Annotated in this window: 14 protein-coding genes; 7 read left to right on the plus strand and 7 right to left on the minus strand. The window is 64.3% G+C overall.

The genetic code is table 11. The annotated features are described in order from the left end of the window. Positions 1–104 precede the first annotated feature (104 nt). Positions 105–905 carry a helix-turn-helix domain-containing protein gene (locus tag A3AU_RS0122640; RefSeq protein ID WP_027054905.1) on the plus strand — a complete coding sequence of 267 codons (801 nt, stop codon included), beginning with the start codon at positions 105–107 and terminating at the stop codon, positions 903–905. A 7-nt stretch (positions 906–912) separates the two neighbouring features. On the opposite strand, the gene A3AU_RS0122645 is transcribed toward A3AU_RS0122640, so the two are convergent. Genes A3AU_RS0122645 through A3AU_RS0122655 form a run of 3 tightly spaced genes read right to left on the minus strand, consistent with a single transcriptional unit; the run spans position 913 to position 3,180 of the window. After that, on the minus strand, positions 913–1,719 hold the full coding sequence (locus A3AU_RS0122645) for a C40 family peptidase (protein ID WP_027054906.1): 807 nt from the start codon (positions 1,717–1,719) through the stop codon (positions 913–915). Between the two features lie 46 nt (positions 1,720–1,765). Further along, positions 1,766–2,710 carry a CHAD domain-containing protein gene (locus A3AU_RS0122650; protein WP_027054907.1) on the minus strand — a complete coding sequence of 315 codons (945 nt, stop codon included), beginning with the start codon at positions 2,708–2,710 and terminating at the stop codon, positions 1,766–1,768. Next, complete coding sequence (locus A3AU_RS0122655) at positions 2,707–3,180, minus strand: CYTH domain-containing protein (RefSeq protein ID WP_027054908.1); 474 nt, start codon at positions 3,178–3,180, stop codon at positions 2,707–2,709. The genes A3AU_RS0122650 and A3AU_RS0122655 overlap by 4 nt, the downstream gene beginning before the upstream one ends. 89 nt (positions 3,181–3,269) lie before the next feature. On the opposite strand from A3AU_RS0122655, the gene A3AU_RS0122660 reads away from it, so the two are divergent. From A3AU_RS0122660 to A3AU_RS0122675, 4 genes are read left to right on the plus strand one after another with little or no spacing between them, the layout of a single operon-like run. Beyond that, entirely contained in the window at positions 3,270–3,977 is a 708-nt protein-coding gene (locus A3AU_RS0122660) for a CerR family C-terminal domain-containing protein (protein WP_027054909.1), read from the plus strand. Beyond that, a complete protein-coding gene (locus A3AU_RS0122665; RefSeq protein ID WP_027054910.1) occupies positions 3,974–4,927 on the plus strand; it encodes an HlyD family secretion protein in 954 nt (317 codons plus the stop codon). The genes A3AU_RS0122660 and A3AU_RS0122665 overlap by 4 nt, the downstream gene beginning before the upstream one ends. Further along, a complete protein-coding gene (locus A3AU_RS0122670) occupies positions 4,924–5,844 on the plus strand; it encodes an ABC transporter ATP-binding protein (protein ID WP_027054911.1) in 921 nt (306 codons plus the stop codon). The genes A3AU_RS0122665 and A3AU_RS0122670 overlap by 4 nt, the downstream gene beginning before the upstream one ends. After that, entirely contained in the window at positions 5,841–6,977 is a 1,137-nt protein-coding gene (locus A3AU_RS0122675; protein WP_027054912.1) for an ABC transporter permease, read from the plus strand. Before A3AU_RS0122670 ends, A3AU_RS0122675 begins: the two co-directional genes overlap by 4 nt. Before the next feature lie 75 nt (positions 6,978–7,052). Here A3AU_RS0122675 and A3AU_RS0122680 read toward each other — a convergent pair whose 3' ends face one another. Beyond that, positions 7,053–8,036 (minus strand): threonine/serine dehydratase, encoded by a 984-nt coding sequence (locus A3AU_RS0122680; protein ID WP_027054913.1) that lies wholly within the window; start codon positions 8,034–8,036, stop codon positions 7,053–7,055. 407 nt (positions 8,037–8,443) lie between these two features. Beyond that, on the minus strand, positions 8,444–8,764 hold the full coding sequence (locus A3AU_RS0122685; RefSeq protein ID WP_027054914.1) for a hypothetical protein: 321 nt from the start codon (positions 8,762–8,764) through the stop codon (positions 8,444–8,446). Between the two features lie 175 nt (positions 8,765–8,939). Between A3AU_RS0122685 and mbfA the strand changes: the two genes are divergently transcribed. Further along, positions 8,940–9,923 (plus strand): iron exporter MbfA, encoded by a 984-nt coding sequence (gene mbfA, locus A3AU_RS0122690; protein WP_027054915.1) that lies wholly within the window; start codon positions 8,940–8,942, stop codon positions 9,921–9,923. 20 nt (positions 9,924–9,943) lie between these two features. On the opposite strand, the gene A3AU_RS0122695 is transcribed toward mbfA, so the two are convergent. After that, the gene (locus A3AU_RS0122695) at positions 9,944–10,288 is read right to left on the minus strand and encodes an antibiotic biosynthesis monooxygenase family protein (protein WP_027054916.1); all 345 of its coding nucleotides are present in this window, start codon (positions 10,286–10,288) and stop codon (positions 9,944–9,946) included. Further along, positions 10,285–10,617, minus strand: a complete 333-nt coding sequence (locus tag A3AU_RS0122700; protein WP_027054917.1) for an NIPSNAP family protein — start codon at positions 10,615–10,617, stop codon at positions 10,285–10,287. The genes A3AU_RS0122695 and A3AU_RS0122700 overlap by 4 nt, the downstream gene beginning before the upstream one ends. A gap of 172 nt (positions 10,618–10,789) precedes the next feature. Here A3AU_RS0122700 and A3AU_RS0122705 point away from each other — a divergent pair, with 172 nt between their 5' ends. After that, positions 10,790–11,464 carry an ArsR/SmtB family transcription factor gene (locus A3AU_RS0122705; protein WP_027054918.1) on the plus strand — a complete coding sequence of 225 codons (675 nt, stop codon included), beginning with the start codon at positions 10,790–10,792 and terminating at the stop codon, positions 11,462–11,464. The last annotated feature ends 169 nt before the right edge of the window (positions 11,465–11,633 follow it).

Raw genomic sequence — 11,633 nt, forward strand, 5'->3', positions numbered from 1 at the left:
CTGTGATGACAGGCGGCTAGCTAGGATTTTCGATACTTTTCCGGAAGCTCGATTACCGCTAGTATCGAATATCGATACGAAACCGCCGTGCGGAGGCGCATCCCATGAACGGTCTGATCTTCGAGGCACTGAAACGGACGCTGAAGGCGAAGGGTGTCACCTATCGCGAGCTCGCCGAACGCATGGGCGTGTCCGAGCCGACGGTGAAGCGCATCTTCCACGAGAAGAACTGCAAGCTCGACCGGCTGGTCGAGATCTGCGCCGCCGCCGGCGTCGAGCTGGAAAACGTGCTCGGCTCGATGAACCGGGGGCCGGGGCCGGTCAACCACATCGCGCCCGAGATCGAGCGCCGGCTCGCCGGCCGGCCGGCGCTGCTGTTCATCTTCGTCATGCTGTCGGAAAAGTTCACGCCTGAAGGTATCATGCGCTCGCAAGGCCTGAGCGAAGCCTCGATGTTCCTCTATCTGCGCGACCTCGAGGAGCTCGGACTGATCGCGCTCGGCCGGGGCCTTTCTGCAAGATTGCTGGTCGAAACGCCGATCCAGTGGAATTTCGAAGGGCCGCTCAGGCCGCTGTTCGAGATGACCAACAAGAATTTCATCGGCTGGGCCATCACCCATATCGAGAAGGAAGCGACCTTCGTCAGCTTCTCCAGGCGGATGCGGCCGGAGACCGCGGAGATGGTGCGGCGCGAGGCGGAAGAACTGGCCGAGCGCGTCAAGCTGCTCGCCCATCACGACCAGCACACCACGCCGGAGGATGGGCTCACCGGCTACAAATTTACGTTTGCCTTCGGCGCGACGCCGTTTCCCGCGATCATGCCGATCGGCCCGCATCCCCGCGATGCCGGGGCACGGACGCCGGGGCGGTCCGCCGCGAAAGGACGGCGTCCGCTTCCGGCTTGAAGGGCTGCTACTCGCCGGCCCTCGTCGTGGCGTCGGCGGCCTTGTCGTCCCAGACCATCTGCCGGTAGTCGAAACCATATTCCAGCGTCGGTTTGACGATGCGGAAAAACGGCGACAGGTCGAAATCGCGCGGCGTGTAGAGCGAATGGTGGCGGATGTGCAGGATTTCCTTGCGCGAATAGTTCGACTGCGCCGAGGCACGGCCAGGCGCGCGGGTGATCTCGGGCAGGATCGGATAGCGGATCTGGCCATAAGCCTCGGCAATCAGCGTCGAGCAAATGGCGCGTGTCGGGTCGCCGGAACCAAAGGCCAGCATGCGGCGGCGCCAGCGCACCGGCACCGGCGGCGTCGGAAGGAAATAGCGCAGCATGTCAAAGATGTTCTTGAGGTCGTATTTGAGGCCGAGCTTGCCGATCATGAATGCCACGATCTTGTCGCGGTCCTCGGGCGCCAGCCCGCTCGCGCGGCAAATGCGGGTATTGTAGGTGCGATAGCGCGACAACGGTACGGCGACGCAGCCGTCGCCGATCGTGACCTCGATCAGCCGCGGTCGCTCCGCGCCGTCTTCCGGCTCGGGCAAGCTGTCGCCGACATAAAAGGCCGCGTGCGACCAGGTCGACTGGGTGAGGTACTTGATCGCCGCCGATATCTTCTGGTTGCCCTCGATCAGCAGGATGTCGCCGGGTTCCAGCGTGCGGCGCAGCGTTTCAGGATCCGACGGCGTGTAGGGTTCATAGCCGGAGGATTCTTCCTGCAGCCGGCCGGCGAGCCAGCGGCCAAGTCGGTCCAGGAGCGTGTCGCCGGGCTCGGTCATGCCTTACGGCGATTACCATACACAGGCGCCCGGGCGCCAGCAGCGGTCAATTGGCGGTGGCGCCCAGATCCTCCGTGGACGAAGTGCCGGCGAGATCGTCGCGCGCCCTGCGAGCCAGCTTCTTCGTCTGATGCTTGGGGCTGTCGCCGAACAGCTCGGCGGCCTCGGCAAGACAGGATTTTCTCAGGCTCTTTTCCGAACGCTTCAAAAGTTTGCCGAGAAGCTTCGTGTCCTCGCGTGGCCCAAGCGGCTCGTCGGCCGCCTCCAGCAGCGCGCACATGACGAACAGATCATGCAATTCGCCGAGCCGCTCGCCCAGTTTATCGACGGCCTTGCGCCGCGCCTTGATCGGCGTCGGCCAAAGCCTGCCCAGCAGCGACAGGTGCATGCCATGCGTCTTGGCCGCCTTGCGCAAATCGTGAAAATCATCGGCCTCGCCACGCGTGCCGGCTCTGTCGAGCGCCCTCCTAGCGCGGCGCAAGGTGACACGGGCGCCTTCGGCAAGCACGTCGGCGGCCTGTTCCGGCTGGTCGGGCAAGGCAAGGCTTTCGATCCGCTTCATGCCGTCTTCGCAAGCGGCGGTCGCGGCGCTGATCGCCGCTTCGAGGCCGGCGCCTTCATGCAGATCGTGCTGGCGGGCGATCAGCCTGTCACGCACCGCATCGAGCCCGCCATCGGCGCTCTCCTTGGGAAAGCCTGCCGCGAGCCGGTCTATGGTCTCGATCAGCGCCGTCGCCTCGCGCGGGCCGGCAAGCAGCTCCGCCACGTTGCGATAGCATTGATTTTCTGTCGCGCAGAATGTTTCGTCGCCGGAATGAACCAAGCGCAGCAAGGCACGCGCGCTCTTCAGCCGCTTACGGCATTTGTGCAGCGCCTGTTCCGGCCGGCTGCGCGCCGCATCCAGATGCTGGAGCGCCTTGCGGATTTCCTCGGCCAGGATGCGCCTGACCTCGCCGGTCAGCGGCAGGCGCGGGTCGATGCGAAAGCTCATGCGGCGATCTCCGGTATCCCCCCGAGGGCGAGCGACGCGTTGTAGAATTTCTGCTCGCCGGTCACTTCACGGTCGAGCCAGTCAGGCAGCATTTCGTCCGGCACGTCTTCCGGCGTCTCGAGTTCGGCCACCACCAGTCCCGCCAGTGCGCCGCCAAAGACGTCGACTTCATAGAGATAGCCGCGGTGCCTAACATGGTGGCGTGTCTTCTCGATGACACGTCCGATGGCGAAGTCCAGCATTTCCATCGCATCAGCAAGCGGGATCGGATATTCGAATTCGTCGCGCTCGCGCGCGCCGCTGCCGAACTTGAGCGTCAGCTTGGCGGAAGCGCCGTCGCTGATGCGAATGCGCACGGTTCGCCCGGGCGCGGCGGCGAGATAGAACTGGAGAATGCCGATATCGGCCTCGACCAGATCCCGCCATGCGGGGCTGGAGACCAGAAACTTGCGCTCGACTTCCTTGGCCATGGCCGCGACTAAAGCGTTTGCCGCGGGGGATGGCAAGACAACTCCGAACACAAGTTGACTTTAATCAATCGATTGATTAAAGTTTCGGCATGATCAAATCGCCTGACGCCCAAAATCCCCGTCGCGAGAGCTCTCCGGCGGATTTGACACGCGCCGCACTGGTGCGGGCGGCGCTGAAACTGTTCGGCCGGCAGGGCTTCGATGGCACGTCGACCCGCGAGATCGCGGCGGTGGCGCAGGCCAATATCGGTTCGATCGCCTATCATTTCGGCGGCAAGGAAGGCCTTCGCACTGCCGCCGCCGACTATATCGTCGAGACCATCCAGACGGTTGCCGGCCAGGCGCTGGGCAATGGCCCGGCCGCGGCGGCGAGCGACCCGGAGGCAGCACGCTTGCAGCTCTTCGCCGCGCTGGAGCGAATGGTCGGCTTCATCGTGGCGCAGCCGCAGGCCGGCGAGATCGTCCAGTTCGTGCTGCGCGAGCTGTCGCATCCCACCGCGGCCCTCGACCGCATCTATGACGGCGTGTTCGAGCCGACGCATCGCCGGCTGTGCATGATCTGGGAGCAGGCGACCGGCGAGCCGGCCGAAAGCGAGCGGACCCGGCTCACCGTGTTCACGCTGATCGGCCAGGTCATCTATTTCCGTATCGGCCGCGAGGCGGTGATGCGCCGCATGGGCTGGCACGAAATCGGCGCCGCCGAGGCGGTCAAGGTGGTGTCCGCCGTATCAGACAACCTCAATGCCATACTGGCCGCCCGGACGGGATCAAAACCCCGGAAAGAAACGAAACCATGAGTCTCCTCTGCTCCTTGCCGCTTGCCGCGCAACTCCTCGGCGCCTGCGCCCCCGCCGCTCCACTCGCGGTCGGCTATGTCGAAGGCGACTATGTGCTCTTGGCGCCCATCGAGGTGGCACAGGTTGATACGGTTACCGTGAAGCGCGGCGATCGCGTCACCCCCGGCACGACGGTAGTGACGCTGGAAAGCGCCGACGCCAAGATCGCGGTGGCGCAGGCCGAGGCAAGCCTCGCCCAGGCCCAGGCGCAACTTGCCGACCTGCAGGTCGGCAAGCGGCCGGAAGAAATCGCCGTGCTGAAGGCCGAGGTTGACATGGCCAAGGCGCAGGCCGCCGACGCCAAGCGCAAATACGATCGCGCCGCCGATCTGTTCAAGCGCGGCGCCGGCACGCAGGCCGATTACGACACCGCCTCGGCGACGCTCGAGACGGCGGACGCCCAGGTCGGCCAGGCCGAGGCCAATCTCGCCGTCGGCGGCCTGCCGGCGCGGCCCGAGACGATCAAGGCCGCCGACAATCAGGTCAAGCAGGCGCAGGCAGCACTGGAGCAGGCTCGGTGGCGGCTGTCCAAGCGCACGCTCGCGGCGCCCTCGCCCGGCCGCGTCAACGACGTCATCCGCAATCCCGGCGACACGGCCGGCCCGACCGCGCCGGTCGTCTCGATGCTGCCCGACGGCGCGGTGAAGCTCAGCGTCTACATGCCGGAGGCCGCCTTCTCCTCGGTCAAGATCGGCAGTCTGCTCAACGTCCATTGCGACGGCTGCGGCGAGGGCATGAAGGCGCGCGTCAGCTATGTCTCGCCCGATCCCGAATTCACCCCGCCGGTGATCTATTCCTTGGAGAACCGGCAGAAGCTGGTCTATCTTGTCGAGGCCCGCCCGGAGGGTGATGCCGGGCCGCTGCAACCCGGCCAGATCGTCGACGTCGATCTCGCGGAAACGGCCAGATGAACGCCATCGACGTTCACGGCCTGGTCAAGCGGTTCGGCGACAAGACCGTCGTCGATCATGTGACGATGTCGGTCGCCGAAGGCGAGATCGTCGGTTTCCTCGGCCCCAACGGTTCCGGCAAGACCACCACCATCCGCATCATGTGCGGGCTGCTGACGGCGGACGAGGGCGAAGGCACGGTGCTGGGTTTCAACATCCGCACCGAGTCGCTCAGGATCAAGCGCGAAGTCGGCTACATGACGCAGAAATTCTCGTTTTACGAGGATCTGACCATTGGCGAGAACCTCGAATTCGTGGCGCGGCTCTACCGGCTGAAGCCGGTCGAGGACTATGTCGCGAAGACACTGGAAGAACTCGGCCTCACCTCGCGCCGCAACCAATTGGCCGGCACGCTATCCGGCGGCTGGAAGCAGCGGCTGGCGCTCGCCGCCTGCATCATGCACAAGCCTAAACTGCTTCTGCTCGACGAGCCGACGGCCGGCGTCGACCCGAAGGCGCGGCGCGAATTCTGGGACGAGATACATCGCCTCGCCGGCGGCGGGCTGACCGTGTTGGTCTCCACCCATTACATGGACGAAGCCGAGCGCTGCCACCGCATAAGCTACATCTCCTACGGCAAGATGCTGGCCACCGGCACCGTCGCCGAAGTGGTGAAAAACGCCGGGCTGACCACCTTCGTGGTGCAGGGCCCGCAACTCGCCAAGCTGGCGCAAGAGCTGCACGACCGCCCCGGTGTCGACCAGGTGGCGCCGTTCGGCGCCACGCTGCATGTCGTCGGTTCCGACAGGAAGAAGCTCGAAGCAGCGCTTGCCGGTGTCGAGAAGGAGCACAAGGGCGTGACGGTGGCGCCGGGCGAAACCAGTCTGGAGGACGTTTTCATCCAGTTCATGTCGGGTTCGAAGGACAATATGGCATGAACGGTGTCTTTTCCTTCGCCCGGCTAGGCGCGCTGCTGATCAAGGAATTCATCCAGATGCGGCGCGACCGCATCACCTTCGCCATGATGCTCGGCGTGCCGCTGCTGCAGCTGGTTCTGTTCGGCTTTGCCATCAACAGCGATCCGAAAGGCTTGCCGACGGCGCTGGTGGCGATGAGCAACGACCAGTATACGCGCGCCATGGTCTCCGCGCTGCAGGTGACGGGCTACTATCGTTTCGACCACGTCACCGCGAGCGCCGAAGAGGCGGAATTCCTGATGGCGCGGGGCGACGTTTCCTTCGTCGTCACCATCCCGGCCGATTTCGGCCGCCGGGTCGAGCGCGGCGACAATCCGCAGATCCTGATCGAGGCGGATGCAACCGATCCGTCGGCGGCGAGCGGTGCCGTCTCAACCTTGAGCACGGTGGCGAGCCAGGCGCTGCTGCGCGCGCAGGGGATGCAGGCTGCGGCAGCCGAAAACGCCAAGGAGCAGCTGCAGGTGGTGGTACACCGGCGCTACAATCCGGAAGGCATTTCGCAATACAACATCGTGCCCGGCCTGCTCGGCGTTATCCTTCAGATGACCATGGTGATGATGACGGCCATGGCGCTCACCCGTGAAACCGAGCGCGGCACGATGGAAAACCTGCTCGCCATGCCGTCCAGCCCGGCCGAGATCATGCTGGGCAAGGTGCTGCCCTTCCTTGTCGTCGGCGCGGTGCAGGTCGCGGTGGTGCTGGTGGCGGCGAAGCTGCTCTTCGATATCCCGTTCGTCGGCAGCCTGACGCTGCTGTTGTCGTCGGTGCTTGTCTTCGTGCTGTCGCTCGTGCTGCTCGGCTACACGATCTCGACCATGGCCCGCTCGCAGATGCAGGCGATGCAGCTGACCTTCTTCTTCTTCCTGCCGTCGCTGCTTCTGTCGGGCTTCATGTTCCCCTATCGCGGCATGCCGGGCTGGGCTCAGGCGCTGGGCGAAATCTTCCCGCTGACGCATTTCCTGCGCATCACCCGCGCGGTCATGCTGAAGGGCGCCGACTTCCATGCCATCGCCGCCGAGATCGGTTGGCTGGTGGTGTTCGTGCTGGTCTTCGCGGGCACCGCGCTGTTGCGGTTCAGGCGCACGCTGGATTGACCGGCGCTCGCGCGCCGGCCGGTGATTGGAGGGCAATCCGTCGGGCCGCGCGGCGATGCGCAGAGGACAAGGCGATCAGGCGGCCGCCATGATCTCGGCATAGGTGCCGAAATCGACATTGCCGCCGGACAGCACCACGGCGACACTTTTGCCGGACAGTTCGATCTCGCCCGAAGACAGCGCCGCCAGCGCGACGCAGCCGCCCGGCTCGACCACCAGCTTCAGATAGGCCATGGCATCGCGCATCGCCTGCGCCGTCGCCATGTCGGAGACGGCAATGGCGCCGGCGAGGTTTTTGCGGTTGATCGCGAAGGTGATGGCGCCCGGCTCTGCCGTCAGGATCGCGTCGCAGATCGAGCTATGGCCCGGATCGTTCGAAACACGGGCGCCGGCGGCAAGCGAGCGCCGCGTGTCGTCGAAATGCTCGGGCTCCACCGCCCAGACCGCGGTCCCTGGCGATGCATCCTTGACCGCGACCGAAATGCCGCTCGACAAGCCGCCGCCACCACAGGGAATGACGACGGCGTCGAGGCTGACACCGAGCGCCCTGGCCTGGCGTATCAGTTCGAGGCCGATCGTGCCTTGCCCAGCAATGATGGCCGGATCATCGAAGGGCGGCACCAGCACCATGCCTCTGTCGATGTAGGGACGGACCACGGTCATGCGGTCATCGCGAAAACGGTCGAACGGCACCACCTCCGCGCCCATCTTGCGGACATTGCCGATCTTCATCGCCGGCGCGTCGGCCGGCATGGCGATGACTGCCTTGACGCCGAACATGGCGGCCGACGCCGCGACCCCTTGCGCATGATTGCCCGAGGAAAAGGCGACGACGCCCTGGGAGCGCTCGTCCTCGCTCAGCGAGGACAGCTTGTTGTAGGCGCCGCGGAATTTGAACGATCCGGTGCGTTGCAGCGTCTCCGGCTTGAACAGGATGCGGCCGCCGAAGCGCTTGTTCAACTCGGCCGATTCGATCAGCGGGGTTTCGACGATCAGGCCGGAGAGGCGGGCGGCGGCGGCATGGATGTCGGCGATGCCGGGGAGGGTGGTGGCAGTCATGCGAGGTCCCGCAAAAAAAGGAGGTGATGTCCTTCCATGATGCGCGGAAAACCACGCGGCGCACCATTGAAAAAATGTGACCGTTACAAAGTTGAGCGAGACGGCCGTCAACATCACGGCTGCACGCCCCCCTCTGGCCTGCCGGCCATCTCCCCTCAAGGGGAGAGATCAGCTGTTGTCGCCGCGTTCGCCAATCTCCAAAAGTTTGCAGAAGCGAGCGCCACTTTGACGTTGCCAATCTGCCCCCTTGAGGGGGAGATGTCCGGCAGGACAGGGGGGGCGCTGTCCCGCGGGCGTCTCGCCAAATTCTGCACGGCATAGCGCACCCGGGCCCTCCGCCATGGCTCCGGGCGTTCGTCGCTCGAAAAGCCCATAAGGGGGCTTTCGTCCGCTACGCGGACGGCTCCTCACCCCAGCAACGTCCGTTGCCTCTTGTTCCCGCCGAGCTTGCGCCAATTGTTGAAGCGATGCGTGGCTGCGGCGAACGATATCTTCATCTGCTGGGCGACCGAATAGCGCGACTTGCCATCGTCGAACATGCGGTAGCAGCACTCCACCCCCTCCTCCGTCAGCTTGCCGTCCGGAGCCTTGTTGTGGGGATTGGCTGGGTCGAATTTTTCGATCTGCTGCTCGACCAGACCCTTCAGCCGCTGCAGATCGGCTTCGATGCTGGCAATGAGATCGAGAACGGGTTTTGGGTCGAAATGCCCTGCGTGCGGCTTCGTCATGCGTTGATCCTCGTTCTTGTCTTAGGTTCAGTTATATAGGGTAACATTCGCCAATAATGAAGAGGTGCGGCCGCAGGAATGCATCAACAATTCTTGACTCCGCGACCTCGATGCGGTTGACCCGACGCACGCCAAACCATAGTTTAGAACTATTCTAAACTAGGGTGATTTCCTCATGCTTTCCCGCGTTTTCGGCTTCGGCCGCCGCTCCTTCGACTCGCTTTCCGAACAGGAGATTTTGGCGCTCGCCATTTCATCCGAGGAAGATGACGGGCGCATCTACCGCGCCTATGCCGATGGGCTGGCGGAAAACTTTCCGCAGTCGGCGAAAGTGTTCGAGGAGATGGCCGAGGAGGAGGACGGCCATCGGGACGTGCTGATCGAGCTCTTCCGCAAGCGTTTCGGCGAGCGCATTCCGCTGATCCGGCGCGAGCATGTGAAGGGCTATTATGAGCGCAAGCCCGATTGGCTGGTGCGGCCGCTCGGCATCGAGCATGTGCGCAACCAGGCCGAGGCGATGGAGCGGCAGGCCTATCTGTTCTACGTCGAGGCAGCAAAGCGCACCACCGATGCCTCGACGCGAAAACTTCTCGACGACCTCGCCATAGCCGAACAGGGTCACGAGACACTGGCGCAGCGGCTGGAGCAGAAGCATGTGCCTGGCGACGTGAAGGATGAAGAGGCCGCCGCCGAACAGCGCCAGTTCATCCTGACTTATGTGCAGCCGGGCCTGGCCGGCCTGATGGATGGTTCGGTGTCGACGCTGGCGCCGATCTTCGCCGCTGCCTTTGCCACGCATGACACTTGGCAGACCTTCCTAGTCGGGCTTGCCGCATCGATCGGCGCCGGCATCTCCATGGGTTTTACTGAAGTCGCTTCCGACGACGGCAAGCTCTCGGGCCGCGGTTCGCCGATAAAACGCGGCATCACCACCGGCGTCATGACATCAGCCGGCGGTCTGGGCCACGCATTGCCCTATCTCATTCCGCATTTCTGGACCGCGACGGCCGTGGCCGCTGTGGTGGTGTTCTTCGAATTGTGGGCCATCGCCTTCGTCCAGAACCGCTACATGCAGACGCCATTCTTGCGCGCCGCGTTCCAGGTGGTGCTGGGCGGTGCGCTGGTGTTCGCGGCCGGGGTGCTGATCGGGAATGCTTGAGCGCTGCCGCGCCAAGCCACTCACCCATTCACGGCCCGGCTGTCCGCTGGCGCCTCGTCCCGTTCCGTCAGCCCATAATCCCGCACCACATGGGCGATGCGAAGTCGATAGCCGGCAAAGATACCGCCGCGGCCGGCCTGTTGCGCCTGCCGATGGTCTTCGGTGTTGCGCCAGGCCTTCACCGCGTCCTCGTCGCGCCAGAACGACAGTGACAAGACGCGTTTCGGGTCGGCCAGGCTCTGAAAGCGTTCGATCGAGATGAAGCCGTCAATGCCGTCGAGCAAGGGACGCAGATTGGCGGCGATGCCGAGATAGGCATCGCGCTTGCCTGCCGCCGGCTCGACCTCGAAGATGACGGCGATCATAGCTTCACCAATGGCGCGTGCGGTCCAGAGACGTTCTTGAGAAACATGCGATCCTCCTTGACGATGAACCTTTCACGGCGGGCGAACTCATAGTTTGCCTTGCCCGCTGGGTCGGCGGCAAGCCGCGCCCGATAGGCTTCATAGGCGGCCAGGCTGTCGATGTTGTAGGCGGCGTAGGCCGTCGTCGCCGAGCCCTCATGGGGCGCGAAATAGCCGATCAGGTCGGCGCCGCAACGCGGAATAGCCTGGCCCCAGTTGCGGGCATATTCCTCGAAGGCGGCCTTGCCGAACGGGTCGATCTCATAGCGGATGAAGCAGGTTATGGTCATGGTCGTCTCCTTGGGTTCTTGCGTCGACGCTTCGAGCGCGGTCGAAACGTCCTTCACTTCGACGTGCTAGGCAGTCTGGTGTCAGGAGCCGTCGACGCTTGCGTCGCCGGCTGCTTGAGCTGAAGCCAGAATAGTGGTTACCTGGCGAGGATGCTTCGATGAGGACCGAACTATGCGTGAAGGACCAGACATTGCCCGGATCGCCAGCTTGGTTGGCGATCCGGCCCGCGCCAACATGCTGAATGCGCTGATGGGCGGCACGGCGCTGACTGCGAGCGAATTGGCGCTGGAGGCCGGCGTGTCGTTGCCGACCGCCTCCTCGCATCTGTCGAAACTGACGGAGGGCGGGTTGCTGACCCTGGCCAGCCAGGGAAGGCATCGCTATTACGGTCTCGCCGGCCCGCAGGTCGCAGGCATGATCGAAGCCATCACCGGTGTCGCTGAAGCCGTTGGTCCCAAGCGCGTGCGGCCGGGCCCGCGCGATGGCGCGATGCGCGTGGCCCGTGTCTGCTACGACCACCTCGCCGGCGAACAGGCGGTGGCGATGCTGGATCGCCTTGTCGATAAAAACATACTGGTTCGCAATGACAACGAGATCAGGCTCGGACCGTCGGCGGCGTCGCATTTCGCGGCGATCGGCATCGATTTCTACACCAAGCCACGCCGGCCGGTGTGCCGCGCCTGCCTCGACTGGAGCGTGCGCCGCTCCCACCTCGCCGGCACGCTGGGCGCCGCCATCCTCGACAAGATTCTCCTGGAAAAATGGGCGCGCCGCGAAAAGGACAGCCGCGCTGTGATCTTCTCGCCGCCGGGCAAGCAGGCGTTCGAAAGGATATTTTTGAGCTGAGGTTCCGGCCCTCGCCTACAGCTTCGTCATCCTAGGGCGGAGCAGCCGCGAAGCGGCGTCGCGGAGACCCTGGGATCCTGTGTGTTGTTCCCATGCTATGATTGAAGTGGGAAGGAGACCGAGAGGATCCTGGTCGTCTTTTTGAGGACAGGCCGCGGCATGGCTCGGT

The organism is Mesorhizobium erdmanii USDA 3471 (genome assembly GCF_000472705.1).
Taxonomy (GTDB): Bacteria; Pseudomonadota; Alphaproteobacteria; order Rhizobiales; family Rhizobiaceae; genus Mesorhizobium; species Mesorhizobium erdmanii.